This is a genomic window from Micromonospora sp. CA-111912, assembly GCF_050948415.1.
GTDB lineage: Bacteria > Actinomycetota > Actinomycetes > Mycobacteriales > Micromonosporaceae > Micromonospora.
In genome coordinates this window covers 3,537,612-3,562,227 of the sequence record NZ_CP192007.1, presented here as the reverse complement: position 1 = coordinate 3,562,227, position 24,616 = coordinate 3,537,612, and the positions used below count along the sequence as shown (strand labels likewise).

The following is a 24,616-nucleotide window of genomic DNA, read 5'->3' as shown; positions in this document are numbered from 1 at the left end:
TCGCGGCTCGACGCGCTCGCCGGGCCCGGCCAGGCAGCTACGGACCGGACGTGACCGGGGGCGGGCGGCCACGCCGGCCACCCGCCCCCGGTGTCGAAGAATCAGGCGTTGATCTCCTTGCGACCGTTGCCGGTGGCCGTGACGGTGACCCGGCGGGGCTTGGCGCGCTCCGCGACGGGGATCCGCAGGGTCAGCACGCCGTTGTCGTAGCCGGCCTCGAGCTTGTCGGTGTCGAGGGTGTCGCCGAGGAACAACTGCCGGCTGAAGGTGCCCATCGGGCGTTCGGCGGCGACCATCTCGACGCGCTCCCCGGTGGGGCGGCGGCGCTGCGCGCGGACGGTCAGCACGTTGCGTTCGACCGTGCAGTCGATGCTGTCGGGGTCCACCCCCGGCAAATCGAACGCGGCGTAGAAGTGGTCCCCGTCGCGGTAGGCGTCCAGGTGCATCACCGCGGGACGGGAGGTGGTGCCGAAAAACTGCTCGGCAATCCGGTCGATCTCACGAAACGGGTCGGTACGCATCAGCATGGTGTGCCTCCTCGGGTCTCCTGGCCGAAGGTGCCATGTTGAGCCTTGGCGACTCAACTTCCTGGTTCTTATTTACCGCACGCCGCCGTCGTCGTCAACCGACGCCGCCGACGCATCGCCGACTGCGGTGGAAAGGCCACACCGCCGCCCGAGCCTTCAGGCATCCGCGCCGGTCAGGGGCCGGTGCGCAATATGGTCCGCCGCGGGATCGTTCCGTGGCGGATGAACACTCCGCGTAACCCTGACAGAACCACGCCGACACTTTCCGACGCGCCGGCAACCACGGCGAGGCCGGCGCGGTGACCGAGCGCCCACCTCGTCCATACTGGACGCGTGCTCTGGGGTGTCGACGGTCCGCAATTCCTGGTGGACTACGTGGTGGCGGTGGCCGTGGCGCTCACCGTTGCCCTGTCCGTACGCTGGCTGACCGGATGGCGCACCCGGGGCCGCGCACCCGGCGTGACCGCCCTGGCGTACCTGACCGACCGCACCGTTCTGGCCTGCCAGGTCGCCGCCGCCGCGCTGCGCCGCGCCGGGGTGCTGCGGGTGGGTGAGCTGTCCACCCTGGTCGCGACCGGGCCGCCCCCCGCCCGGTCGGGGCCCCTCGTGCGGGCGGTGCACGCTGCGGTACGGCAGCCGCAGACCTGGGCGGCGGTGCTCGCCGACCCAGGCGTCAACCAGGTACTGCGCCGGCTGGTCGCCCGCCTGCTGCGCGACGGCTGGCTGCTGACCCGCTGGCAGCGCCGCCGCATCGCCCTCGCCGCGCTGCCGCTGTTCGGGGTGGCCGCCGTGGGCATCCTCCGGCTGGCCGAGAGCGCCCTGCTGTCCCGCGACGTCGGCGGGCCCGCCTCCGTCGTCGGCCTGCTCCTGGCCTGCGGCGCCACCCTGCTCGGCGGGTGGCGGCTGTGCGACGTGCCGGAGACCGGGGCAACGGCCCGCCGGCTGCTGCGCCGCACCCGGCGCACCCACGCCGACCTGGACCCGCAGCACCGGCCGGTGTGGCGCGAACGCGGCGCCGGCGAGCTGCTGACGGCGATGGCGCTGTACGGGCCGCGCCCGCTGCTCGCCGTCGACCCGACCTTCGCCGACCTGGTCGGGGTACCCGACGAGAGCCCTCGCCCGCCGACTCCCCGGCAGCTCGCGCGCCGGGAACGGCGCGGCGCTCTGCGCCGGTGACAGGACCGGGGGCCGGGAACGGCGCCGCAGGACGTTCCTACAGTGAGGCCATGCTGTCCGACGTCAACGGCCTGGCGCGTCACTTCACCCCGGAAAGCCTGCGGGAGCACCTGCTCCAACGCTCGGCGCGTTCCGACGACGGCTGTCTCATCGTCCGCGGTTACGGCACCCGACGCGGGGTCTACCAGAAGATCGCGCGTCGGGCGTGGGCGCACATAGCGGCGTACGCCGTGTTCGTCGGCGGTTACGACCCCACCCTGGACGTGCACCATGTCTGCGGCGTCAGGGACTGCGTCGAGCCGACCCATCTACAGCAGCTCACCCGGGCCGAAAGCTGCCGCAGCCGTGTCCGCGATCCCCGATGCCGCAACGGACACGAGCGGGAGATCGACGAACGGACCGGGCAGTACCGGAGCGTGTGCCGGGCCTGCAACCGAGAGGCGCAACGTCGCTGGCGCGAGCGGGAGGCTGCCGCCGTGGCCCGCGCCCGCACCGCCCAGACCGGGCCCTGGACCGGCTGACCCACCACCCCGTTTCTGCGGCAGGAGAGCAGCCGCCGGGAGGGATGGCGCAGCGCGGCGGTGCAGCCCGACTCCTGCAGAGGGCATGAATCCTGGCGGGCCGGTCGCGTTGATGGTGCGCGGGGCGCGGCTGGCCTGCGAGTCCGTCGGGTGGTCAGGCACTGGCGGACGAGGTGGGCGCGAGCGGGGCACCGGCGTCGTCCCTTGCTGTGGGGCGCGGCAGGGCAGGTTCGGGAAGGTTGCGGAACAGCAGCCAACTCAGGGCGGGCATGAGGATCAGCGGTGCCAGCGCGGTGCCCAGGGACGTGGTGTCGGCCAGCCTGCCGATGAGAGGGCTGGCCAGACCGCCGACGCTGACCGTCAGGCCGAGGGTGATGCCGCTGGCGGTGCCGACTCGGGTGGGCAGGTAGTCCTGCCCGAGCGTGACCTGGAGCGAGAACGGGACATAGAGTCCGACCGAGGTCAACGCCACGAACAGGTACAGCGCCGGGCCGGGGATGAACACGACCCCCGCGACGGACGGGATCGTGATCAGGTATGACCAGCGACTGACGGTGACCCGGCCCCAGCGGCTGGCCAGCCAGCCGCCCAGCACAGAGCCCACCGCGCCACCGGTGTAGAGCACGAGCAGCGCCGCGGTGCCCGCTGCCTCGCTGCCGTCCATGCACTGATTGACATACAGCGAGATGAAGGTGCTCAGGCCGACGAAGACGATCGACCGGCAGATCACGGCCAGCGACAGTTTTACGAACGAAGCCTTGTCGTCGCGCCCGATGACCGCCGCCGCGGAGGAGTCGATGGAGCGCCGCCGCTCCAGTTCGCGCAGCACCGGCAGGCACAGCACGCTGCCGACCAGCGCCGGCACCACCAACAGCGGCGTCAGCCGCAGTCCTCCGGTGGCTATAACGGCGGCGACCATGAGGGGAGCCGTGGCGAAACCGAGGTTGCCGCCCAGCGAGAACCAGCCCATCGCGCTGTGACTGCCCCCGCTCGCGAGCCGAGCGATCCGAGCGGACTCGGGGTGATAGGCGGCGATGCCGACGCCTGACACCGCCACGAACGCCAGCGTCAGCGCGTACGAGCCGCTCACGCCGCTGAGCGCGATGCCCACCCCACCGACGATGGTGCTCAGCGGCAGCAGCCAGGGCATCGCCCAGCGGTCGGTCAGCATGCCGCAAATCGGCTGCGCCACGGAGGACAGCACAGAGGCGGCGAGGACGATGCCCGAGACCGCGGCGTAGCTGTAGGCCCGTTCAGCGACGAAGAACGGGACGAGGGCCGCCACGGCACCCTGGTAGACGTCGACGCAGGCATGTCCGACAGACAGCAGTGTGATCGATTTCCTTCTTGACACGGCACCATGGTCCTCACCGAGCGACGTGTCGCACTTCCGATAACATGCCAACTAATGAAGAAAGTCCGCCATGAACCGGTCGCGCCAACCCGCACCCAGCAGCTGACCCCCGGTACCGCGATCGACGCCCACCGGCACGACGACCACCAGATCGTCTACGCCAGCCGCGGAGTCCTGGCCATCACCACCAGCGCCGGCTCCTGGGTCGCGCCGGCCACCCGTGCCATCTGGGTGCCGGCCGGCGCAGTCCACGCCCACCAGGCCCACGGCGAACTCGAACTGCATCTCGTCGGGCTTCCCAAGAGCGACAACCCCCTCGGACTCGACACACCGACCGTGCTCGCCGTCAGTCCCCTGCTGCGCGAGCTGATCCTCGCCCACACCCGCATCTCCGACGACGGCAGTCCTGAGCGCGCCCGGTTGCGGGCCGTGCTGCTCGACCAGCTCCGGGCCTCACCGCAGCAGCCGCTGCACCTGCCCTCGCCGACCGCCCCCCAACTCCAGGCACTCTGCAAGATCCTGCGCGCCGATCCGGCCGACGACCGCACGCTGACCGAGCTGGGCCGAGAGATCGGGGCGAGCAATCGCACCCTCTCCCGCCTCTTCAGGAGCGACCTCGGCATGACCTTCCCGCAGTGGCGCACCCAGCTGCGCCTGCACCACGCCCTGGTCCTGCTTGCCGAGAACACGCCAGTGACCACCGTGGCGCACCACTGCGGCTGGTCGTCAGCCAGCGCGTTCATCGACGTCTTCCACCGCGCCTTTGGCCACACACCAGGCAGCCACCGGCAGCAGGTACAAGCCGGGTGAACCTCCAGGAGGACCGCAGCGGCAGCGGGATCGGGGTTGAGGGAGATCCGCGCGGAAATTAACGCTAAGGGTGATCTTGGATTGAGGTTGAAGGCCCGCGAGCGCGACGAGAGATGGGAACCTGCTGCGCGGTGGTCGGCCGGTGGCCCGGCCGGCAGGGCTTGGACCACGGCCAACGATCTTGCGAAAACTGGCGCTAACGTGTGTTGCGGTGGCTGAGGGGCTACGCGGCTGTCGGTTCGGCGTTGCGGCCGCGTTCGAGGACGGGTCTTATGAGACGCCGCTGGTGCTGGCAGCTGTTGGCGATTGCCGAGGCCGTCTGCACGGATGATCGAGCCTGGCGATCTCCTCATCAGCAACGGCGCCTCCATCGAAGCCGACGCCGTGCTCGGCCTGACCGCCCGCATCCAGCGCTTCGGCGGCTACACCACCGACGAGTTGCCCTCGCGCCCGAGCCGTTCGACGCCCGCCACCACTGGTCCGGATCTTCGCGATCGATCTGGTCCAAGAGCTTGTCCCCACTGGGCGCGCTCGAGGAAGTGGAGCGCCGTCGCCGCGAAACTGTTGCTGTCGGAGCGATGACGACCGGCGTCCCGGAAAGTTCTTCAAAGAAGTACGGGAGGGGGTGTCGGATCGGGGCGGTGGTGTTCGTAGCAGGGGTGAGGCCGCCCACAAGGGGCGGCGTCCAGGCAAGGGACCGCGATCATGAAGCTGACGACCATGACCCAGATCTCCATTGATGGAGTCATGCAGAACAACGGCGCCCCCACGGACGACCACCCGAATGGGTTCGAGCGCGGCGGATGGGCCCTGGGGAAGGGCGACGACGGGACCAGGGCGTTCATCACGCAGACCTACCAGCGGGCCGAGGCGTTCCTGTTCGGCCGGCGCACCTACGAGTTGTTCGCCGGCTCCTGGGGATCGATCGGCCAGATGCGCGCACATCCCATCGGCGTGGCCTTGAACGAGGCCCCCAAGTACGTTGCCTCGACCACGCTCACCGCGCCGCGTTGGGAGGACACGACCGTTCTCCGCGGTGACCTCGCGGCGGCCATCAGCGAGCTGAAGGCCAAGCCCGGGGGTGAGCTGCAGGTGCACGGGAGCGGCGCCCTGACCCGGTGGCTGCTGGCCAACGATCTGGTCGATGAGATGACACTGATCGTGATCCCGGTGATCGTTGGCCTGGGCGCGAGGCTGTTCCCGGAGACCGGTCCGGATCTTGCGCTCGACCTGGTCGAGTCGCGGGTCGACTCGAAGGGCGTGTCGATCCAGGTCTACCGGCCGGCCGGGCGCCCGCGGTATGCGACGGCTTGAAGTCCCTGACCACCGAACCACGCTGTCTTGACCCCAGAGGAGATGATCTTCAGATGCAGTACCTGGTTTCCGTGATCGATGACAAGAGCAATCCCGGCAGCACGGACAGGCAGCCTGCCATCAGCGCGTTCAACGAACGACTGATCGCCGAGGGCTACTGGGTTTTCGCGGGCGGACTCGCGGACACCGACGCGGCCACGGTCATCGACAACCGGGGCGAGCAGGCGGTGTTCAGCGACGGGCCTTTCGTGGAGTCGAAGGAGTACCTCGCCGGCGTCTGGGTGTGGGAGGTCCCCGATCTGGATGTGGCGCTCAAGCTCGCCACCGAGGCGTCGAAGGTCTGCGATCGGAAGATCGAGGTGCGGCCGTTCCAGTGAGCGACGTCGAGGAGGCGAACACCCGGGCCCACCACGAGGAGTGGGCCCGGGTGGTCGCCGCCCTGGCCAGGCGCTTCGGCGACCTCGACATCGCCGAGGAGGCGGCCGCCGAGGCGTTCGCGACCGCCGTCGAGCGGTGGCGGGCCGACGGCGTACCTCCCAACCCCGGCGGGTGGCTGACCACCACCGCCAACCGCAAGGCCATCGACCGGATCCGGCGCGAGAACAAGCGCGACGACAAGCACAAGGAGGCTCAGATGCTGCACGACAACACGCCACCCGAGCCTCTCGGCGCCATCGACGACGACCGGCTCCGGCTGATCTTCACCTGCTGCCACCCGGCGCTGGCGATGGAGGCCCGCGTGGCGCTGACGCTGCGCATGCTCGGCGGCCTGACCGTGCCCGAGATCGCCCGTGCCTTCCTGGTGGCCGACAGTGCCATGGAGCAGCGCATCACCCGCGCGAAGGCCAAGATCAAGGCGGCGCGCATCCCCTATCGGATGCCGTCCGCCGGCGATCTGCCGGCTCGTGTCTCCGGCGTACTCGCCGTCCTGTTCCTCGTCTTCAACGAGGGCTACCTGGCCAGCGGCCCCGACACCGACCCCGTACGACACGACCTGACCGCCGAGGCGATCCGGCTCACCCACCTGATCCGTGCCCTCCTGCCGGACGACGGCGAGGTGGCCGGGCTGCTGGCGCTGATGCTGCTCATCGAGGCCCGCCGCCCCGCCCGGGTCTCGGCCAGCGGCGAACTGGTCGCTCTCGACGAGCAGGACCGTGGGGCCTGGGACGCGGCGCTGATCGCCGAGGGCCACCGGCTGGTGCGCGAGCGCCTCGCCGCTGCCGCCGCCGGGGTGGCTCCGGGTCGCTACCAGATCCTCGCGGCGATCAACGCCGTGCACACCTCCGCCCGCGACATGCGCGACACCGACTGGTCGCAGGTCCTCGCCCTCTACGACCAGCTCGTCCGCCTCGACTCCTCGCCGGTCATCGCCCTCAATCGGGCCATCGCGGTCGCCGAGATCGACGGCCCGGAGGTGGCACTGGCGGCCGTCAACCGTCTGGACGGCGCGTTGGCCGGCTACCACGCCTACCACGCCGCCCGCGCCGACCTGCTGCGCCGGCTGGGCCGAAGTCAGCAGTCACGCGCGGCCTACGACCGGGCCATCGAGCTGGCCGGCAACACCGCCGAGATTGCCAACCTGACCCGCCGACGCGACCAACTGCGGTAGCGCCCACGGATCCCGATCGAAACCCCGCGCAGCGGCGGCCGACCCCGGGCGCGCAGACGATGCCCCGGTGATCGCAATCAGATCGGCCTAATGCCCGCATGAGGTCGTTCAGCTTCTGATGGCTGCACCAGATCCGGCACTCCTCGGCCACCCACCTCGGCGAGGCCAACGTCATCGTGGCCAAGACCGGACACAAATCCCTACGGTCGCGCAGCGCTACGTCAAACCCGGCCTCGCCGCCGTCCACGAAGCCACCAAGGCCCTGTCCAGCCCCCGCTCGACGCGGCTTAGAGGCCCGCGCCGACTTGGCTGTTTCCGGGCGGCGTGCACCATCCCAATTCCTTACGCACAATAACTGTCATTATGATGCGCGAACTTTTTGCCCGTTTTGCCCATGCCTATTACCGGATTATCTTTACCGGTAATTCAGTAAATACCTCAGGGTGGTGGCGGGGCGTCAGTGTCTGGGGTGTATCGCGCTGTGACGTTTCCCAGTACGCCGGGCTCGGGCGGGGCCTAGGGGCCGCGACTATCAGTAGCCCACCCTGGAGACCTACATCGGGATTCGCTGACCGAACTGGCTGGCAGCCCATGCTCGAGCACAGCTGGTGACCGCCGGCTATGAAGCTGGCCTAACCGACACGTGAGCGCTGGCCGACGTCTACCGCGACACGACTCCCCCGCCGTCGAGCTGAGCTGCGGCGTGCTGACAGGTAGCCCGCTCGGACGGCACCGGCTCGAACGCGTGGATGGTGGCGTCCGGGCAGACGGCGTCGAGCCGGGCGAGCATCCCCTCGAAGTCCGTCGTGGCAAGGACCGGTCCGTTGTCCTTTCGCCAGCCCGCCTTTCTGGATTTCCGCTGCACCGGGGCCTCGAACGCGCCGTCGGCGGTGCGGACCCAACAGGCGTCCCGCACGGTGGGTCCGCCAAGGAGTAGTGCGGGCCGCACCTCGAAACCGGTCACCTCCGACCAACGCAGAGTCCGGGTAGAAAAGACATGCCGCAACCGCACCCCCCGATCATTGACGTAGATCCCGGCCAGATGGAACCGGACAGCCATGGTCAACCAGAGCCCGCCGAAAAGGAGCGCGCCGGCCATGCCGAGGGCGGACCGCGCCTCGACCCCACCCTCGGCCAGCTCACGTCCGACAACGACCATCAGCAGCACGACCAGGTTCGACCCGACCAGCACCATCAACCCGGTAAATACCTGCCGGGCCCCCCAGGGATCCATCCGCCGCCATCTCCGCATGGCCCGCAGGCTAGCCTGTGGACGCTCCCACGGACGTCATGATTCAGCTCATCTCGGACGCCGCGCTGCCGGCGCCGCTGCGCGACCGGGCCACTTAACTGCAGCAGCACTTCCACCTGACGTCGCGTCCACGACGCCACACGAGGGCGAAGCGGAATTCGCACGACCGGCTCCGGGAGGATTGGACTGGCGTTCGGCCCAGCGGACCGCCGGGCCGCTCGCGAAAGCCGCCGCGACGAACAGCCTGCCCAGCAGAAGCCCGGCCATAGGGACCAAGGGAACAGCCAGTATCGGCGAGATTGATCTTGAGCTTCTAGAAGGCCGCGCGGACCATCGGTGCAGCAGGCCTCGGCCGGCGTGGCACTCGCCGCCGCCCCGGGCCCCTCCTGGTCTTCGACGTCGACGCAGAAGAACAGCCGTGGGTGCGGCCTCGGCGGTTCCACTCACGACGGGGCGGTCGTGGGCACTGCCTCTGCGCGCGAGCGTGGGAGTGCGGCCAGCGCCAGGCCGAGCAGGGCGCAGCCGCCACCGACGACGAAGAGCAGCGAGAACGTCGGCTGGCCCAGCCATTCCCACATCGGGTGCCACGACGGATGCGGTTCGTCGAGATGGTGCTGCGCCGTCAGTGGTACCGCGAGCAGGGTCGGCACCCACCACAGGACCATGGTCGCACCGAACAGGGTCGTGACGACCCCGCCCCTTAGCCGCCGCCCGTCGGTGCGGCGGCTTGCCCAGCCGAACAGCAGGAAGGCCACGACCGCGCCCGCGAAACCGCCGACGACCGCGAACGGGTAGACGGCCGGCGGCGTCGCGCGTTGGAAGGTCGCCGTGAGAAACGTGCTGTCCGTGGTGGACTCGGAGTTCACCTGGATCGTCAGCGTGGTGTTCCCGCGCTGCGCGACGAGGGTGGTGTCCGTCGGAATCGCCGACGGATCACACGGCGGCCCGATGCACTCGTACATGTTGCGCACGATCGGCCTGTACATCGTCCACCCGGTTTCCCGCAGCCGCTGCCGGGTCAGGTCGAGCGTCTCCTGCGGCGACTGGTCCGGGACGCCGTCGACGGCGCCGCCCACGCCATCCAGCGCGTATTCGGCGCCGTCGCCGAACAGCATGTCGTTGGCGGCAGCCCAGCTGAGCGGCTGGCCGTAGATGACGAACATGGCCGGCGCGTCCTCGATGCCGCGGAAGTCCTGCCCGGGCAGGACTTCCGCGAGCATGGCCCGGGTCTGCGCGGCCCGGGGCAGCGGTTCGGCCGTCTCCCAGCCGGCGCGGGTGGCGAACGCGGCGGCGGAGACCCCGCTGATGATCGCGGCCAGGACCGCCCAGGCGGCGACGGTGCGGCTGGCGGGGCGGCCGAGGCGGGCCCGCAGCCCGTGCCGGATCAGGTTGGCGGCCTCACGCACCGTCGGCCGGGTGCGCCCGGGCGGGGTCGCCTCGATCAGGGTGGCGAGCAGTTCGTCGCGGCGGTGGGCGCGCGGGTAGCAGAAGAGCAGCCGGCGGTACCGCCGGGCGAGCGGCCCCGTCATCAGACGATGCCCGGGCGGAGGGCGCGCAGCCGGGCCTCGGCCGCGCCGGTGAGCTGGCGCAGCCGGGCCGTCTCGACCGTCAGGGCCGTCAGCCCTCGCGCGGTGAGCCGGTAGTAGTGGCGCACCCGGCCGTCGACCTCCTCGTCGCGGTCGTGTTCCACGAGCCCTTCGGCGGTCAGCCTGTCGAGCGCGGTGTAGAGCGTGCCGGTGAGGAGGTTGACCCGCCCTTCGGAGAGCGTCTCGACCTCCTGGACGATGCCGTACCCGTGGCGAGGGGCTCCGGCGAGCGCGGTGAGGATGAGGAACGTCGGTTCACGCATCGGCTTCACACCGCGATCATATGTAGGTGATCAATCTATCGTCAAAGGTTCCTTGCCGGCAGCTCGACCGGGAACGTGTGGCGGTCGCGTGCAGGGGTCCGCAGGAATGGGCCTGCTGTCACGGCCAGCCGGTGCTCGGGCTGTCAGTGCAGTACCAGCAGATCGAGGACATCGATCAACGGGCCCGTTGCGGTCCGCGCGGCGGCGCGGAGCCGTTCGGCGCCTTTCGCATAAGCGTCATCGCTGATCAGCTGCAACAGGGTGTGCGCCTCGCGGCGTAGTCCGGTGGCGGCCTCCTGCAGGCAGGGTGCGGAGATCTGCGCGACCGGCTCGAGTCCGACGGTGGTGAAGCCCGCGGTGGCGAACGCGGCCTCGATGGTGGCCACGGTCGGGTAGTTGTCGTTCAGCGCGGTGATGGCTTCGGGCCAGAAGCGGCACAGGGTGATGCCCTCGTGGCGGCCAGGGAACGCGGAACGGATCAGGACCGGGGTGCCGGGTTTCAGGACGCGGCGGATTTCACGGGCTGCGGCGGGCAGGTCGGGGATGTGGTGGACGACGGTGGAGAGCCAGACCGCGTCGATGCTCGCGTCGTCGGCCGGGATGTCGGCGGCGTCGCCGGCGAGAACCGACGGGACGACGGCGCGCTCACGCATTGCGGCGGACGGTTCGACGGCGAGCACGTCGGTGGCGGGCCACCACGCACGGAAAGCCTGTGACCAGCTTCCGGTGTCGCAGCCGAGGTCGAGCAGGCGCATGCCCGGCTGCGGATCCAGGTACCGGGTGATCGCTTCACGCCACGCGCCGAGCGCGTCGTCGCCCAGATGACGGGTCGCCTCGAAGGCAGCGGCGTCGGCCTTGTCGTACGCGATGAGCGCCATGCCCCGAGCCAACCCGGCGGCGAGGCGGCCAGGCAAGAGCGAAGTGGATCGCTTCACATCACAGCCTGGCTCATCTGCCAGAGCAACCACGGCCGCGGCCCCGACGGCACGCCGGTCGTCTCTGCCGACGCTGTCGACGACATGCAGCACCCATCCGCCGACGACTACGGGCTGGGCTGGGCTGGCAGAGCGACACCACCGGATCCGGCGCACCGCTGATCGAACACGACGGCGACATGATGACGTTCACCGCCTACCAGGCCATCCTGCCCGGCAGTGGGTACGGCATCGCGGTGATGGCCAACACCGGGACTCTGCACCGCGACGCCCAGGCCATCGGGGCGCGTCCCGTCGCGCCCCAACACGTCCCTGGTCTGGATTGACATCACCATCCTGGCCCTTGACCGTGTGGTGAGCTTCCTTTACCGCGGCCGTGACATCTCCTGGCTTCAGACCGCCTACCTCTACCCCACCTTCACGCTGCTGCTCGCGGCGGCGTCAGCCGCTGGCATCGCGGTCGTCGTCAGCCGGCTGACGATGCTCGTTCGCACTCCGCGGCGGTAGTTCCCCACCCACAGCAGGTCGATCAGGTCCGTCCACAGCGGGCCGACAAAGGTAAAGGCAAGGAGATTATCCACTCCTTGCCACTCTCAATATATAGCGCACTGGGGGCCTTGCGGCAAGACCCGGGTCGTGCCGCAGAATCTCCAGCCGAAGCCAGAACCTGCGGAAATCAGGTATTCGCGAAATACGTTCCCTCTGGTTGACGTCTGGGTTCTCGCGGGACGTCGAACCGCTGGTGGGACTCGCGGTGCGGGCACTCGGCGCGGAGGTGCTGGTGCCCACGCCACCGGACTGCGCGGGGCGACTGGCCGAAATGCAGGCTTGTTCATTGGGGGGTTTCCATGATTGACGTCATCATTGCTGGCGGCGGACCGACCGGCTTGATGCTGGCCAGCGAGTTGCGGCTGCACGGCGTGCACGCGCTCGTGCTGGAAAAGGAGACGGAGCCGGCCAGGTATGTCCGCGCGCTCGGCCTGCACGCGCGCAGCATCGAGGTGATGGACCAACGCGGTCTGCTGGAGCGGTTCCTCGCGCTCGGCCAGCAGTACCCGGTCGGTGGTTTCTTCGCCGGCATCCCCAAGCCGTCGCCGGGCCGGCTGGACACCGCGCATCCGTACGTCCTCGGCATCCCGCAGACCATCACCGATCGCCTGCTGGCCGAGCACGCCATCGAGGTCGGCGTCGAGATCCGGCGTGGCTGTGAACTGGTCGGGCTGAGCCAGGACGACCACGGGGTGACCGTCGAGCTGGCCGACGGCACGCAGTTGCGCTCGCGCTACCTCGTCGGCTGCGACGGCGGCCGGAGCACGGTGCGCAAGCTGCTCGGCGTCGGCTTCCCCGGTGAGCCCACCAGGGTCGACACGCTGCTGGGCGAGATGGAGGTAGCCGTGCCGCCGGAGACGCTGGCCGCCGTGGTGGCCGAGGTCCGCAAGACGCAACTGCGGTTCGGCGCCGGGCCCCTCGCGGACGGGGCGTACCGCGTCGTCGTGCCCGCCGAGGGGGTGGCCGAGGACCGTACGGTCCCACCGACCCTTGAGGAGTTCAAGCAACAGCTGCGGGTCCACGCCGGCACCGACTTCGGCGTGCACTCACCGCGCTGGCTCTCCCGCTTCGGCGACGCCACCCGGCTGGCCGAGCGCTACCGGGTCGGCCGGGTGCTGCTGGCCGGCGACGCGGCGCACGTCCACCCGCCGTTGGGCGGGCAGGGGCTCAACCTCGGCATCCAGGACGCGTTCAACCTGGGCTGGAAACTGGCCGCCGCGGTCAACGGCTGGGCACCGGAGGGGCTGCTGGACAGCTACCACACCGAACGGCGCCCGGTGGCCGCCGACGTGCTGGACAACACCCGTGCGCAGATGGAACTGCTGTCCACCGAGCCGGGTCCCCGGGCAGTGCGCCGGCTGGTGGCGGAACTGTTGGACTTCGACGACGTGAACCGGTACCTGACCGAGAAGATCACCGCGATCGGGGTCCGCTACGACTTCGGCGAGGGGCATGAGCTGCTCGGCCGGCGGCTGCGGGACGTGGGGCTGAAGCGGGGGCGCCTCTACGAGCTGATGCACGGCGGCCGAGGGCTGCTGCTCGACCAGACCGGCCGGCTCTCGGTGGCGGGTTGGGCGGATCGGGTCGACCACGTCGTCGACGTCAGCGAGGAACTGGAGTTGCCCGCCGTGCTGCTGCGGCCGGACGGCCACGTGGCGTGGGTCGGTGAAGACCAGCAGGATCTGCTCAGCCACCTGCCCAAGTGGTTCGGCGCTGCCGTCAGCTGAGCGCGCAACTGTGGCTCGAAAAGGGGCGGGCCACGTCGCCGACGACCCTGCTGCACACCCGCGACGTCGGGGGCGGCGGCGCGATGGCCCCGCCGCCCCCGGGTCGGTGTCAGCGTGGTGACGGCAGGCCGGTGTCCACCGCCGACATCAGGGTGCCGGCGGTGGTGTCGCCGGACATCTCCCAGATCATGCCGCCGAGCAGGTTCTGCTGCTTGGCCCAGGTGGTCTTCTGGCCGATCGACCACGGGTCGTCGAAGGTCCACCACTGCCCGCCGTTGCCGGTGAAGCAGGACGACGAGACCGACTGGGTGTCGTGGTGCACGGTGCAGCCGGGCACCATCGCGAGCAGGTTGGCGTACCCGCGGGTGCCTGCCTCCTCGGCGAACTGGCCGGGTGCCGCCCCGGTGGCGGTCTGCCACTCCCCGTTGGCCGAGCCGCCGGCGGCGACCCCCTGCCAGCCTCGGCCGTAGAAGGCGAAGCCGACGGTGAGCTGGCGCGGGTTGACCCCGGCGGCGGTGTACGTGCGCACGGCGCGTTCGACGCTGAACTCGAACGGGTACGGGTCCTGCGCGTCGCGGTACAGGTTGCCCTGGTGTCCGGTGCGGTTCGGCTCCCACGAGTTGTCGCTGCCGGCGCCGTGGAAGTCGTACCCCTGCACGTTGGCGAAGTCGAGGTAGTCGAAGACGCTCGGCGTGCCGTCGGTGCGGCTGATGTCCCACCCCGCGTCGATCTTCGCCGGATCGGCCGGGGTGAACGCGGTCAGCAGGTACCGCTTGCCGGTGGTGGCGCTGAGTCCGTCCATCTGTCGGCGGAACTCGGCGAGCAGCGCCGTGTTGTTGGCCTTGTCCTGCGGCCCCCAGTGGTTGCCGGGGTGCCCTTCGGCGCCGGGCCACTCCCAGTCGAGGTCGATGCCGTCGAAGATGCCGGCCGCGGTGCCCGGCCCGCCGGAGTTGCCGGCTACCGGCAGGTTGCCCCGCAGGTAGATGTCCAGGCACGAGCGGACCAGCTTCTCCCGGCTCGCGGGGGTCGCCGCGGCGTCGGAGAAGAACTTGGAGTACGTCCATCCGCCGAGCGAGATCATGATCTTCAGGTGCGGGTGCTTGGCCTTGAGCTTCTTGAGCTGGTTGAAGTTGCCGCGCAGCTTTTCCCAGCCGGTGTCGGCCACGCCGTCCACCGACTGCGCCGCGCTGAACGGTCGGCCGTAGTCGGCGTCGGCGTCGCCCGCGCCGGTGCCCTGGTCGGGGTCCTGCGGGTTCTGGGTGGTGCCCCGGGTGACGCCTTGCAGGCAGGTCAGGTTCACCGGGTCGAGGTTGGCGAAGGAGTAGTTGATGTGGGTCAGCTTCGCTGCGGCGCCGGACGTGTCGAGGTTCTTCACGAAGTACTGCCGGCCGTAGATTCCCCATTGGACGAAGTAGCCGACCTTGGCGTACCGGCCGGCGCCCATCACGTCGTCGGTGGTGACGGTCACCGGCGCGCTGGCGGGCGAGACGTTGTCGTAGGTGTCGCGGGCGCGGACGGTGAAGGTGTACGCGGTCAGTGCGGTGAGTCCGCCGACGGTGATGCTGGTGCCCGTGCCGTTGACCGTGGCGGCGAGCTGGGTGCCGCGGTAGACGTCGTACCCGGCGATGCCGCTGGCGTCGTAGACGGCGTTCCACGCGAGCGTGACGCTGTTGGCGGTCACGGCGGTGCTGCGCAGGCCGCCGGGTGCCGGCGGGGCGGCGGTGTCGTCGGCCGGGTTGAGTGTGGTGGCCGACACGGCGGCGCTCGCCGGCGAGGTGTTGCCGCGGGTGTCCTTGGCCACGACGGCGAAGGTGTACGGGGTGTTCGGCGTCAGCCCGCCGACGGTCGCCGCGGTGCCGGTGACCGACGCGACGACGGTCCCGCCGCGCAGCACGTCGTACCCCGCGATCGGGAAGTCGGTGGCGGTGGCGGCGGTCCAGGTCAGCGACATGGTCTTGGTGGTCCGCCCGCTGACCGCGAGGCCGGTCGGCGTGCCCGGTGCCCGGTCGGGGCTGCCGTCGCACTTGTTCCCGTTGACCCGGCAGTTCGTCGGCGTGGCGGGCGTTCCCGTCGCGATGAACCAGAAGCTGTACGGCTCGGTGCTGCCACCGGCCGCGACGGTGCCGTTGTAGTGCGCGTTGACGACCGTGACGTGGTCGCCGACCCGGGTGACGGTGCCGTGGTAGGCGTTGCCCATGGTCACTGCGGCCGGCAGGTCGAACTCGAGGGTCCACCCGGAGACCGCGGTCGTCGTCGGGTTGCTGATGACGTACTTGTCCATCCGCCACGATCCGTTGTCGGACGAGGAGAAGGTGGCGGTGAGACCGGCGGCAGCATAGGCCGCACTCGATGGCGCGACGATGGCGCCGACCACGGCCAGCAGGACCGTGACGGCCAGCGGCAGGCGGGTGGATCTTCGCGGACCGGTTCGACCGCCCATGGCATCCTCCTTTTAGGAAACTTTCCTAAAAGTTAAATCGGCAGCGATCGATAAGTCAAGGTAGTCACCGCGGAGCGGGCATCGCCCTCTGGGTCGTAGGCCCGAGGGAGGTGATCGATGGGCACCGCCGGCGTCAGTGCCGGCGGCGCCAGGGCCGCACCCAGCTCCGGCGGCTTCGCCGTGGCTGGGGTGCGGGGTCGGTCTCCGCCTGGGGCCGGTCCCGGGCGGCGCGCCACTGCCGGATCACCTCGTCGGCGTTGGCGGGCCGGACGACGATCTGCGGACCGGTCGGGTTGCGCAGCCAGGCGAGGACCTGTGCGTTGAGGTCGCCCACGTACGCCCGCACGGCCTGCTCGGTGGGCAGGTCCCGCACCTCGTCGGGGATCCGCTCGATCCGGCGGCGCAGTTGCAGCGGGGTGGGCAGCAGCAGGTCGGCGGGCAGCGCCTCGCGCTCCAGGAAGCTCTTGATCCACCACGACTCGTCGTAGGGGGTGTTTCGTCCCGTCAGCGGCTTGCCCATGCCGGGCAGGTTGTCGAACTCCCCGCGCTCCTGGGCGGTGCGGATCTGCGCCTCGGCCGCCGCTTCCCACCTGTCGGTCACCGTCGCCACCTCCCGCACCCACCGTAACCTCTGCCGTCTGGGGCAGCGTCGCGTCGCCGCAGGGCATTCCCGCCCGTCAGGCCTGGGCGCGGCGTGGGGCCGGCGGCGCCCCGCGGACGTGCCGGTGCCCGTCGCGGGGAAACGGCGCGCGGGCCGGCACGACCTCCTGCAACAGGTAGCCGCTCTTCTCCGCCACCCGGCACGAGGCCAGGTTGTCGACCTGGTGCAGCAGTTCCAGCCGGGCCAGCCCGGTCGCGGCGAACCGGGTGAACGCCCAGCCGGTGACCGCCTCCACGGCCCGGGGCGCGACGCCGCGCCCGCGCGCCCAGGCGGCCGTCCAGTAGCCCACCTCGGCCTGTTCGCGGCCGGGCAGGACCTCCTTGAGCACCACCGTGGCGACGAGCCGGTCCGCGGCGGCGGGTCGCGGCTCCAGTACCGCGAAGCTGAACCGGCTGCCGGCGGCCCAGCCCTGCCGGCTGCGGGTCACCCACCGCCGGGCGCCGTTGACGTCGTCGATGGGGCGGCGCACCCAGCGGCGCAGCTCCGGGTCGCGGTAGACCTCGATCAGCTCGGCGATGTCCGCGTCGCACCACGGGCGGAGCAGCAGCTCGGGGCGGTGGGCGGTCGCGGGAGCCCGCAGCAGGACCGACATCCCCGTAGTGTCGCCCATCGCATGGGTCGGGTGCTGCCCCCGTCGGGCCGCCCACGGTGTTGCTGGCGCGCGGGCCCGACGGCGTCGTCGAGCCGGCCTGCGCCCGACCCGGATCGCCGCGCCGGTCAGCCGGTGGTGTCGCGGTGGCGGCGGACGAGGCCCTCTGCCAGCGGCGCGCCGTCGAGGTCACCGGCGGCGACCCGGCCGGCGACGGTGCGCCGCACGAGGCGGTCGGCGAGCGCGGGCGCGTGCCGGGCCAGGGCCAGCTCGAGGCGTCCCCGGGCGGTGGTGGAAACGTCGCGGGGGGCACGGCGGGCGGTGGCGGCGCGCAGGATCGCGGCGACGACGCCCTCGACGGGTTCCCGCCGGGACACCCCGTCGAGGGACAGTCCGGCGCGGACGGTGCTGTCGTGGATGGGAGAGGCGACCATGCTGGGGTAGACGACGCTGACCCCGACGTGGGTGCCGACCTCCAGCCGCAGCGCGTCGGCGTACGCGACGAGGGCGCGCTTGCTGACCCCGTACGCGGCCGCGAGGGGTAGCGGCAGGACCGCCATCCGGCTGGCCACGAAGATCACCCGGCCGCGGGCGTCGACGAGGGCGGGCAGGGCGGCTGCGGTGGTCCGCCACGCGGCGAGCAGATTCACCTCGATCTGCTGGCGCACGGTGTCGTCGGGAGCCAGTTCGGCGGGGGCGGGGCCGCCGACGCCGGCGTTGTTGACCAACAGGTCGAGGCCGCCGAGCCGGGCGACGGCGGCGCGCACGGCCGCGGTCGTGGCGTCCGGGTCGGTCAGGTCGACGCCGAGCACCGGCACTCCGGCGGTGGTGCCGGGGTACAGGTCGAGGCCGATGACACGGGCATCGGCGGCGGCCAGGGCCGCGCACAGCTCACGTCCGAAGGTGCCCCGGGCGCCGGTGATGACGACCCGGCGGCCGGTCAGGGCGCTCATCGCGTCGTCCGGGCCCGGCGGACGCCGGCGGCCAGTTCCCGGCGCAGGTCGGCCAGGTACACGTCGAAGTCGACCCGCATCGCCGGTCGGCGCTGCCCCCACCGGGCGGTGGCGGCGCGCAGTTCGGCGCGGCAGGCGGCCCGCCGCCGGTCCGCGTCGGGCAGGGCGTACCGGCCGGCCAGGTGCGCGGCGACGAGCCGGGCCTGCGCCTCGACCAGGGGGAACGCGGCTCCGGTGGACTGCATGAGCCCGACGAATGCCAGGCCGGGGGCGTCGAGGTGGAACACGTGCCGGTACAGCGGGAGGGTGTCGGGGCCGGCGCCGAGCAGCGCCGGGTCGAGGAAGTCCACGGCGACGCGGTAGCCGGTGCACCACACGACGAGGTCGACCTCGTCGACGCGGCCGTCGGTGAACTCGACCCGGTCGCCGTGGAAGGCGGCGATGCCGGGGCGGACCTCGACGGCGCCGTGGGTGAGCCGGGACAGCAGGGTGTCGGAGAGGGTGGGGTGGTCCTGCAGGAAGCCGTGGGTGGGGGCGGGCAGGCCGTAACGGGGCGGTGGGCCGACGGTGGCGGCGAGCATGCCCTGGCTGATCCGCTGGCGCAGCCGCCAGGGCAGCCGGCGCGCGAGCGCCCCGTTGAGGGTGTCCGCCGGGCGGCCGAGCAGGTACTTGGGCACCACCCACACCCCCCGGCGCAGGGACAGCAGGGTGCGTTGGGCGGCGTGGGAGGCGTCCACGGCGATGTCCATCGCGGAGTTGCCGCCGCCGACGACCAGGACCCGTCTGCCGGTGAGCTGCTCGGGGCCCCGGTAGTCGTGGCTGTGCAGCTGTTCGGCGGCGCAGTCGCCCGGGTAGCCGGGCTCGGGTGGGCGGGGCACCCGGTTGTGGCCGTTGGCGACGACGACCGCCTCCACGTCGACCTCGACGGGGCCGTCCGGGCCGGTGGCCCGTACCGTCCAGCGGCCGTCGGCGCCGGGGGCGACGTGGGTGACGGTGTGCCGCAGCGCGACGGCGTCGAGCAGCCCGAAGCGTCGCGCGTAGTCGTGCAGGTAGCCGGCGACCCGGGTGTGGTCGGGGTAGTCGGGCCAGTGCGCCGGCATGGGGTGGTCGGCGAACTGGGTGCGGGTCCTGCTGGTGTTCAGGTGCAGGGTGCGGTAGGCGGGCGAGTCGGGGGCCCCGTACACCCACAGGCCGCCGACGGTGTCGGCGGCCTCGTAGGCCACGGCGGTGATGCCGACGTCGGCGAGGGCCTTGAGGGTGGCCAGGCCGGCGGCGCCGGCGCCGACGACCGCGACCCGTGGCGGTGCCCCCATGCGGTCCCCCTCGACAGTTAATCCAACGCCTGCCGGATAATGCGCGGGGCGGGGCCCGGTCGTCAAGCCGGCGGGCCGTACAGGGCGTCGAGCAGGCGGCGCAGAAACGCCCGGAACTCCCGCCGCTCCCGTGCCGGTGACCCCCCGGGGGTGGCCAGCGCCACGACGTGCGCGTGCACCGCCCACACCAGGCTGCGCACCGTGACGTGCGGGGTCGGCTCGACCAGTGCCCCGCCGGCCGCGGCAGCGGCCAGCAACTCCTCCACCAGGTCGTACAGGGGCGTGGCGTAGCGCTGGTCCAGCTCGGCGTGCCGGTCCGGCTCCAGCCAGCGGCGCAGCCACAGCGCCGTGGTCTCCGGCCGGTCCTCCAGGAAGTCGACGAACACGTCGAGCAGGTCGTGCAGGGCGCGCCGGGCCTGCTGCGGCCCGGCGTCGAGGGCTTCGCGGGCGCGCGCCGCCCCGGCCTCCAGCACCGCCCGCTCGGCGGCGAACACCCGGGCGAAGCAGGCGTCGTAGAGCTGCGCCTTCGTACCCGTGTGGTGGGAGACCGTGGCCACGTCGACGCCGGCGGCCGCGGCGACCTCCCGCAGCCCGACGGCGTCGACGCCGCGGGCGGCGAACAGTGCGGTGGCGGCGGTCAGCACCACCTCGCGGGTGTCGCGGGTGTCGGAACGCCGGGGCCGACCCGGTCGCCGTCGGGGCATGGTCACGGCCGCCATTGTCCCCCTACAATCCAGCAACCGTTGGATTGGGGGCGGCGTGCCGCCGGAGGGACGCAGACCAATGACCGGGCTCGACACCCGCGACCGCGCACGGGGCACCCGCCTGCCGCGCGGGCCGCTGCTCGGCTTCGCCACCGGCTCGCTCGGCATGGGCGTCTGGGTCACCGTACCCGGGTTGCTGCTGCTGTACTTCCTCACCGACGTCCTCGCCGTGGCGCCGTGGCTGGCCGGCCTGACGCTGCTGGCGCCGAAGGTCGCCGACGTGCTGCTGCACCCGTGGGTGGGGCACCGCTGCGACGTGCAGCAGGCCCGCCGCGGCCACCGGCGACCCCTGCTGCTGGTCGGCTGCCTGCTGCCGGTGGCGTTCGCCGCGCTGTTCGCCGTCCCCGGCGGGCTCACCGGTGCGCCGGCGGCGGGCTGGGTGGCGGTGTGCTTCGTCGCCGGGAACCTGCTCTTCGCCGCCTACCAGGTGCCCTACCTGGCCACCCCGGCCGACCTGCGGATCGGCTACCACGAGCGGACCCGGCTGATGGCGTTCCGGATGGTGGTGCTCACCGCCGGGATCCTGGTCGCCGGCCTGCTGGCGCCGCTGCTGACCGGCGGGGACACGGCGACGCGGGCCGGCTACCAGCGGATGGGACTGCTGCTGGGCGTGGGCACCCTCGCGGCGATGCTGGTCGGTATGGCGGGCATCGGCCGGCTGCGCCGGGCCGCCGGGACGTCAGGCGACGGCCACGCCCCGGGCGGGTGGCGGGCCCTGGTCGCGGCACTGCGCGACAGGCAGTTCCGCCGGCTGGTCGCCGCGTACCTGGCGATGTCGACCACCACGCACCTGGTGCTCGCCGGGGTGCCCTACTACGCCGAGTACGAGCTGGGCCGTCCCGCGCTGACCACCGTGCTGGTCGCGGCGTTCGTCGCCCCGGCGCTGCTGGTCACCCCCGGCTGGCTGGCGGTGGCCCGGCGGGTCGGCAAACAGCGGGCGCTGCTGGCCGCGCAGGGCGCGTTCGCCGCCGGATCGCTGGTGCTCGCCGTGGGTCGACCGGCGGGCCTGCCGGTGCTGGTCGCGGCGGTGGCGGTGCTCGGGGTGTCGTTCGCCGGGATGCAGCTGCTGCCGTTCGCGATGGTGCCCGACGTCATCCGCGCCGCGGGCGCCACCGGCGCGGGCACCTACACCGGGGTGTGGACGGCCACCGAGGCCACCGGCGCGGCGTTGGGCCCCTACGCGTACGCGCTGTGCCTGGCCGCCGGCGGGTTCGTCGCCTCGGCCGGCGGCGAGCCGGTCACCCAGCCCGGCGCGGCGCTGACCGCGATCCGCTACGGATTCGGGTTGCTGCCGGCCGCGCTGATGCTCGCCGCGGTGCTGGCGCAGCGCCGCTACACCATCGACGGCGCGGCCCGCGCCGCCGGCTGACCCGCCCACCCGGCCCCCACGGCCGGGCGGGCGGCGTGGCTAGACTTCCGCCTCGATGGACGCCCAGCCCTCCCCCACCGAGACCCGCCCCTGCGCGCACTGCGCCCGGGACGTGCCACAGCGCGCCGGCGCGGGCCGGCCGTTCCGCTACTGCCGGGACAACGACGGCGCCTGCCAGCGGGCCTCACGCAACAACCGGATGCGGCACCGCAACGCCCCGGGCCTGCCCGGGCAGGTCGCCCGCACCTGGGAGGCCGTGGACCGGCTCGACCAGGTGGTGGAGACCCTCACCGAGGCGCTGCACGCCGAGCTGTCCCCGGCGGGGGTGGAGCGGCAGCTGGCGCAACTACGCGCCGAGACCGCCGCCGAGCTGGCCCAGGCACACACCGAACGCGACGAGGCGCGCCGCGACGCCGAGGACGCGGCGGCGGGCGCCGCCCGGGCCCGTCAGGAGGCCCGCACGGCCGCAGCCGAAACCGACGCCGCCCGCGAACGGACCGAACGGGCCGAGGCCGACGCGGCCCGGGGCCGGGAGCGGGCCGACGCCGCCGAGGTGGCCCGGGACTCCGCGCGCCGCGACAACGGGGCGGCGCAGGCGCTACGGGTACAGGCCGAACGGGACCGCGACGCCGCCCGGCACGAGCTGCGTACGGTGACCGGCGAACGTGACGACGAACGACGGCGGGCCGCCGACCTGACCGCCGAGCGGGACACCGCCGCCGCCGACGCGCGGCGCGCTGCCGACGCGGCGGACGAGGCACGGCGGCGGGCCGGGCAGGCCGACGCCGACGCCGAGCGGACCCGCGCCGACGCGCGGCGCTCCGCGGAGGCAGCCGAGGCGGCGCGGGTCGAGGCCACCCGGGCCCGTGAGGAGACCGACCGGCTGCGCGCCGACGCCGGCGAGGCGCGCCGCGCCGCCGAGCAGGCGCACGCCGCGGCGACGGCGTCCCGACAGGAAGCCGCGGCGCTGTCGGCGCGGCTGGCCGAGGCCGACGCGGCCCGCGACGCCGTCGCCGGCCAGTTGGCCGCGGCCCGGGAGGCGACGGCTGCCGTGCAGGGTCGCCTCGGTGAGCTGGAGGCCCGCCTCGGCGCGGCCGAGGCCGACCGGGACGCCGCGCAGCGGCGCTCGGCGCAGCTCGTCGACCAGGTCAGCGACCTGGCCGCCGCACTGGCCCGGCTCGGTGCCGCACCACGCTGACGTGTCCCTGACCTTTCAGTGGATGCCGACCATCAGCCGGCGGATGTGCCGGGAGAACATCACCGCGCCGAGGCCCAGCAGCACCGACGCCACGCCGAAGACGAGGAAGTACGTCGGCTCCGGCCACGCCTCGGCGAGCCGGGCCACCTGACCGCCGATGGCGTCACCGACGGCGGTGGCCAGGAACCACAGGCCCATCATCTGGCTGGCGTACTTCACCGGGGCGAGTTTCGAGGTGGCCGACAGGCCCACCGGGCTCAGCGACAACTCCCCGGCGACCTGGATGGCGAAGACCGCCACCAGCCACCACGGGGAGACCAGGTCACCGCCGACGGCGGCCTGCGCGGCGGCGGCCATCAACACGAAGGACAGGCCGTTGAGCACCAGGCCGACGGCGAACTTCACCGGGGTGGAGACCCGGTGGCCCAGCCGCAGCCACAGCCACGCGAACAGGGGCGCCCCGATGATGATCAGGATCGGGTTGACCGACTGGAGCCAGGACGCGGGGAAGGTGAACCCCAACACGTCCCGGTCGGTGCGGTCGGCGGCGAAGATGTTCAGCACCGACCCGGCCTGGTCGTAGATGAGCCAGAACGAGGCGGCGAACACGAACAGCCACACGTACGCCTTCATCCGGCTGCGTTCGGTGCCGCTCAGTTCCCGGTCGGTGAGGATCCGCGTGAAGTATCCGACGGTGACCAGCACGGTGGCGGCGGTGAGCAGGTTGACCATGGTGTCGACGGTGAACAGCCCGGCGACGGCCAGGGCGGCCAGAACCACCGCCAACGCGCCGGCGACCACCCCGACGCGGGTCAGCGCGCGGCGGCGGTCGGCGCCGAGCAGCGGGTCGGCGGGGCGGGCGCCGGCGTCGCCGAGGTGCCGCCCGCCGATCACGTACTGGATCACCCCGAAGGTCATGCCGACGGCGGCGACGGCGAACCCCAGGTGCCAGTTGATCCGCTCGCCGAGGAAACCGGTGATCAGCGGGGCGACGAAGCCACCCAAGTTGATGCCCATGTAGAACAGGGAGAACCCGGCGTCACGGCGCGGGGAGTCCCGGTCGTACAGGTCGCCGACCATGGTGGAGATGTTGGGTTTGAGCAGCCCGGTGCCGACGACGATCAGCGCCATGCCGGCGAAGACGCTCCAGCCCACCGGGATCGCCATCACGTAGTGGCCGCAGGCGATGGTCACACCGCCCCACAGCACGCTGCGGCGGGCGCCGAGGAGCCGGTCGGCGACCCACCCGCCGGGCAGCGCCATCAGGTACACCATCGCGTTGTACGCGCCGTACACGGCGGTGGCGGTGGACTGGCGCAGACCGCCGCCGTCGTCGGCGACCGCGGCGGTCAAATACAGCACCAGGATCGCCCGCATGCCGTAGAAGCTGAACCGCTCCCACATCTCGGTGAGGAACAGGGTGGCCAGGGCGCGGGGGTGGCCGAAGAAGGTCCGGCCGGTGGGCGGCCGGTGGTCGACCGGCGCGTCACTCGACATCGACACCTCCGCACGGCTGGGGTTCGGTAACATCCCCGTAAACCGCCGAAACACTCCCACCGACTCGACCCGGCCGGGGCGACCCCGCCGGGTGCATGTCCTGTCCGGCTACCCTTGCGGGGCGACGGCCGTGCCGCGCCCCACCGGGTGGGCGGGTTCCGGCCCGCCAGGGCGGGGAATGGCCCGGCCGGCACGGACCGTTACACGAG

The 24,616-nt window shown here is 72.1% G+C and carries 25 protein-coding genes; 12 read left to right on the top strand and 13 right to left on the bottom strand.

Annotation, left to right across the window (positions count from 1 at the left end; genetic code table 11):
* Positions 1-101 precede the first annotated feature (101 nt).
* Positions 102-527, bottom strand: a complete 426-nt coding sequence (locus ACQPZO_RS14635) for an Hsp20/alpha crystallin family protein (protein WP_433350608.1) — start codon at positions 525-527, stop codon at positions 102-104.
* A gap of 333 nt (positions 528-860) precedes the next feature.
* Between ACQPZO_RS14635 and ACQPZO_RS14630 the strand changes: the two genes are divergently transcribed.
* A complete protein-coding gene (locus tag ACQPZO_RS14630; protein WP_433350606.1) occupies positions 861-1,703 on the top strand; it encodes a TIGR04222 domain-containing membrane protein in 843 nt (280 codons plus the stop codon).
* A gap of 50 nt (positions 1,704-1,753) precedes the next feature.
* Positions 1,754-2,224 (top strand): HNH endonuclease, encoded by a 471-nt coding sequence (locus tag ACQPZO_RS14625; RefSeq protein WP_433350604.1) that lies wholly within the window; start codon positions 1,754-1,756, stop codon positions 2,222-2,224.
* Positions 2,225-2,378: 154 nt separating this feature from the next.
* Here the strand turns inward: ACQPZO_RS14625 and ACQPZO_RS14620 are convergent, their stop codons facing one another.
* The gene (locus ACQPZO_RS14620) at positions 2,379-3,578 is read right to left on the bottom strand and encodes an MFS transporter (RefSeq protein ID WP_433350602.1); all 1,200 of its coding nucleotides are present in this window, start codon (positions 3,576-3,578) and stop codon (positions 2,379-2,381) included.
* Positions 3,579-3,632: 54 nt separating this feature from the next.
* On the opposite strand from ACQPZO_RS14620, the gene ACQPZO_RS14615 reads away from it, so the two are divergent.
* The 5 genes from ACQPZO_RS14615 to ACQPZO_RS14595 all read left to right on the top strand — a co-directional run bounded on the left by ACQPZO_RS14615 (position 3,633) and on the right by ACQPZO_RS14595 (position 7,311).
* Complete coding sequence (locus tag ACQPZO_RS14615) at positions 3,633-4,388, top strand: AraC family transcriptional regulator (protein WP_433350600.1); 756 nt, start codon at positions 3,633-3,635, stop codon at positions 4,386-4,388.
* 327 nt (positions 4,389-4,715) lie between these two features.
* Positions 4,716-4,970: a hypothetical protein gene (locus tag ACQPZO_RS14610; RefSeq protein ID WP_433350598.1), complete on the top strand. Its 255-nt coding sequence runs from the start codon at positions 4,716-4,718 to the stop codon at positions 4,968-4,970.
* Between the two features lie 123 nt (positions 4,971-5,093).
* Positions 5,094-5,702, top strand: a complete 609-nt coding sequence (locus ACQPZO_RS14605) for a dihydrofolate reductase family protein (protein WP_433350597.1) — start codon at positions 5,094-5,096, stop codon at positions 5,700-5,702.
* 53 nt (positions 5,703-5,755) lie between these two features.
* Complete coding sequence (locus tag ACQPZO_RS14600; RefSeq protein ID WP_433350595.1) at positions 5,756-6,079, top strand: YciI family protein; 324 nt, start codon at positions 5,756-5,758, stop codon at positions 6,077-6,079.
* Positions 6,076-7,311, top strand: coding sequence for an RNA polymerase sigma factor (locus ACQPZO_RS14595; protein ID WP_433350593.1), 1,236 nt, complete (start codon positions 6,076-6,078; stop codon positions 7,309-7,311). Before ACQPZO_RS14600 ends, ACQPZO_RS14595 begins: the two co-directional genes overlap by 4 nt.
* 661 nt (positions 7,312-7,972) lie before the next feature.
* Here ACQPZO_RS14595 and ACQPZO_RS14590 read toward each other — a convergent pair.
* The 4 genes from ACQPZO_RS14590 to ACQPZO_RS14575 all read right to left on the bottom strand — a co-directional run bounded on the left by ACQPZO_RS14590 (position 7,973) and on the right by ACQPZO_RS14575 (position 11,290).
* Positions 7,973-8,545: a PH domain-containing protein gene (locus ACQPZO_RS14590; RefSeq protein WP_433350591.1), complete on the bottom strand. Its 573-nt coding sequence runs from the start codon at positions 8,543-8,545 to the stop codon at positions 7,973-7,975.
* A gap of 461 nt (positions 8,546-9,006) precedes the next feature.
* The gene (locus tag ACQPZO_RS14585) at positions 9,007-10,092 is read right to left on the bottom strand and encodes a hypothetical protein (RefSeq protein WP_433350589.1); all 1,086 of its coding nucleotides are present in this window, start codon (positions 10,090-10,092) and stop codon (positions 9,007-9,009) included.
* The gene (locus tag ACQPZO_RS14580) at positions 10,092-10,412 is read right to left on the bottom strand and encodes a PadR family transcriptional regulator (RefSeq protein WP_433350994.1); all 321 of its coding nucleotides are present in this window, start codon (positions 10,410-10,412) and stop codon (positions 10,092-10,094) included. The genes ACQPZO_RS14585 and ACQPZO_RS14580 overlap by 1 nt, the downstream gene beginning before the upstream one ends.
* 143 nt (positions 10,413-10,555) lie before the next feature.
* The gene (locus ACQPZO_RS14575; RefSeq protein ID WP_433350587.1) at positions 10,556-11,290 is read right to left on the bottom strand and encodes a class I SAM-dependent methyltransferase; all 735 of its coding nucleotides are present in this window, start codon (positions 11,288-11,290) and stop codon (positions 10,556-10,558) included.
* A 47-nt stretch (positions 11,291-11,337) separates the two neighbouring features.
* Here ACQPZO_RS14575 and ACQPZO_RS14570 point away from each other — a divergent pair, with 47 nt between their 5' ends.
* The 3 genes from ACQPZO_RS14570 to rox all read left to right on the top strand — a co-directional run bounded on the left by ACQPZO_RS14570 (position 11,338) and on the right by rox (position 13,623).
* Positions 11,338-11,673, top strand: coding sequence for a serine hydrolase (locus ACQPZO_RS14570; RefSeq protein WP_433350992.1), 336 nt, complete (start codon positions 11,338-11,340; stop codon positions 11,671-11,673).
* Positions 11,674-11,701: 28 nt separating this feature from the next.
* Entirely contained in the window at positions 11,702-11,854 is a 153-nt protein-coding gene (locus tag ACQPZO_RS14565) for a hypothetical protein (protein ID WP_433350586.1), read from the top strand.
* A gap of 341 nt (positions 11,855-12,195) precedes the next feature.
* Entirely contained in the window at positions 12,196-13,623 is a 1,428-nt protein-coding gene (gene rox, locus ACQPZO_RS14560) for a rifampin monooxygenase (RefSeq protein WP_433350584.1), read from the top strand.
* A 109-nt stretch (positions 13,624-13,732) separates the two neighbouring features.
* On the opposite strand, the gene ACQPZO_RS14555 is transcribed toward rox, so the two are convergent.
* The 6 genes from ACQPZO_RS14555 to ACQPZO_RS14530 form a co-directional block, all read right to left on the bottom strand.
* Positions 13,733-16,063, bottom strand: coding sequence for a glycosyl hydrolase family 18 protein (locus ACQPZO_RS14555; protein ID WP_433350582.1), 2,331 nt, complete (start codon positions 16,061-16,063; stop codon positions 13,733-13,735).
* 133 nt (positions 16,064-16,196) lie between these two features.
* Positions 16,197-16,664, bottom strand: coding sequence for a DUF1992 domain-containing protein (locus tag ACQPZO_RS14550; RefSeq protein WP_433350580.1), 468 nt, complete (start codon positions 16,662-16,664; stop codon positions 16,197-16,199).
* A 76-nt stretch (positions 16,665-16,740) separates the two neighbouring features.
* On the bottom strand, positions 16,741-17,316 hold the full coding sequence (locus ACQPZO_RS14545; protein WP_433350578.1) for a GNAT family N-acetyltransferase: 576 nt from the start codon (positions 17,314-17,316) through the stop codon (positions 16,741-16,743).
* Positions 17,317-17,441: 125 nt separating this feature from the next.
* On the bottom strand, positions 17,442-18,266 hold the full coding sequence (locus ACQPZO_RS14540; protein WP_433350576.1) for an SDR family NAD(P)-dependent oxidoreductase: 825 nt from the start codon (positions 18,264-18,266) through the stop codon (positions 17,442-17,444).
* The gene (locus tag ACQPZO_RS14535; RefSeq protein WP_433350574.1) at positions 18,263-19,579 is read right to left on the bottom strand and encodes a flavin-containing monooxygenase; all 1,317 of its coding nucleotides are present in this window, start codon (positions 19,577-19,579) and stop codon (positions 18,263-18,265) included. The genes ACQPZO_RS14540 and ACQPZO_RS14535 overlap by 4 nt, the downstream gene beginning before the upstream one ends.
* Before the next feature lie 62 nt (positions 19,580-19,641).
* Complete coding sequence (locus ACQPZO_RS14530; protein WP_433350991.1) at positions 19,642-20,283, bottom strand: TetR family transcriptional regulator; 642 nt, start codon at positions 20,281-20,283, stop codon at positions 19,642-19,644.
* A 79-nt stretch (positions 20,284-20,362) separates the two neighbouring features.
* On the opposite strand from ACQPZO_RS14530, the gene ACQPZO_RS14525 reads away from it, so the two are divergent.
* Together ACQPZO_RS14525 and ACQPZO_RS14520 are read left to right on the top strand one after the other, a co-directional pair.
* Entirely contained in the window at positions 20,363-21,712 is a 1,350-nt protein-coding gene (locus ACQPZO_RS14525) for an MFS transporter (protein ID WP_433350572.1), read from the top strand.
* Between the two features lie 55 nt (positions 21,713-21,767).
* On the top strand, positions 21,768-22,910 hold the full coding sequence (locus tag ACQPZO_RS14520) for a hypothetical protein (RefSeq protein WP_433350571.1): 1,143 nt from the start codon (positions 21,768-21,770) through the stop codon (positions 22,908-22,910).
* Between the two features lie 15 nt (positions 22,911-22,925).
* Here the strand turns inward: ACQPZO_RS14520 and ACQPZO_RS14515 are convergent, their stop codons facing one another.
* Positions 22,926-24,407 carry a peptide MFS transporter gene (locus ACQPZO_RS14515; RefSeq protein WP_433350570.1) on the bottom strand — a complete coding sequence of 494 codons (1,482 nt, stop codon included), beginning with the start codon at positions 24,405-24,407 and terminating at the stop codon, positions 22,926-22,928.
* Positions 24,408-24,616 lie beyond the last annotated feature (209 nt).

Coding starts and splice junctions, on each gene's coding strand:
- ACQPZO_RS14635 (WP_433350608.1), bottom strand. CDS start 527: ATGCTGATGCGTACCGACCCGTTTCGTGAGATCGACCGGATTGCCGAG.
- ACQPZO_RS14625 (WP_433350604.1), top strand. CDS start 1,754: ATGCTGTCCGACGTCAACGGCCTGGCGCGTCACTTCACCCCGGAAAGC.
- ACQPZO_RS14615 (WP_433350600.1), top strand. CDS start 3,633: ATGAAGAAAGTCCGCCATGAACCGGTCGCGCCAACCCGCACCCAGCAG.
- ACQPZO_RS14610 (WP_433350598.1), top strand. CDS start 4,716: ATGATCGAGCCTGGCGATCTCCTCATCAGCAACGGCGCCTCCATCGAA.
- ACQPZO_RS14605 (WP_433350597.1), top strand. CDS start 5,094: ATGAAGCTGACGACCATGACCCAGATCTCCATTGATGGAGTCATGCAG.
- ACQPZO_RS14600 (WP_433350595.1), top strand. CDS start 5,756: ATGCAGTACCTGGTTTCCGTGATCGATGACAAGAGCAATCCCGGCAGC.
- ACQPZO_RS14590 (WP_433350591.1), bottom strand. CDS start 8,545: ATGGATCCCTGGGGGGCCCGGCAGGTATTTACCGGGTTGATGGTGCTG.
- ACQPZO_RS14585 (WP_433350589.1), bottom strand. CDS start 10,092: ATGACGGGGCCGCTCGCCCGGCGGTACCGCCGGCTGCTCTTCTGCTAC.
- ACQPZO_RS14580 (WP_433350994.1), bottom strand. CDS start 10,412: ATGCGTGAACCGACGTTCCTCATCCTCACCGCGCTCGCCGGAGCCCCT.
- ACQPZO_RS14575 (WP_433350587.1), bottom strand. CDS start 11,290: ATGGCGCTCATCGCGTACGACAAGGCCGACGCCGCTGCCTTCGAGGCG.
- rox (WP_433350584.1), top strand. CDS start 12,196: ATGATTGACGTCATCATTGCTGGCGGCGGACCGACCGGCTTGATGCTG.
- ACQPZO_RS14555 (WP_433350582.1), bottom strand. CDS start 16,063: ATGGGCGGTCGAACCGGTCCGCGAAGATCCACCCGCCTGCCGCTGGCC.
- ACQPZO_RS14545 (WP_433350578.1), bottom strand. CDS start 17,316: ATGTCGGTCCTGCTGCGGGCTCCCGCGACCGCCCACCGCCCCGAGCTG.
- ACQPZO_RS14540 (WP_433350576.1), bottom strand. CDS start 18,266: ATGAGCGCCCTGACCGGCCGCCGGGTCGTCATCACCGGCGCCCGGGGC.
- ACQPZO_RS14535 (WP_433350574.1), bottom strand. CDS start 19,579: ATGGGGGCACCGCCACGGGTCGCGGTCGTCGGCGCCGGCGCCGCCGGC.
- ACQPZO_RS14530 (WP_433350991.1), bottom strand. CDS start 20,283: ATGCCCCGACGGCGACCGGGTCGGCCCCGGCGTTCCGACACCCGCGAC.
- ACQPZO_RS14525 (WP_433350572.1), top strand. CDS start 20,363: ATGACCGGGCTCGACACCCGCGACCGCGCACGGGGCACCCGCCTGCCG.
- ACQPZO_RS14520 (WP_433350571.1), top strand. CDS start 21,768: ATGGACGCCCAGCCCTCCCCCACCGAGACCCGCCCCTGCGCGCACTGC.
- ACQPZO_RS14515 (WP_433350570.1), bottom strand. CDS start 24,407: ATGTCGAGTGACGCGCCGGTCGACCACCGGCCGCCCACCGGCCGGACC.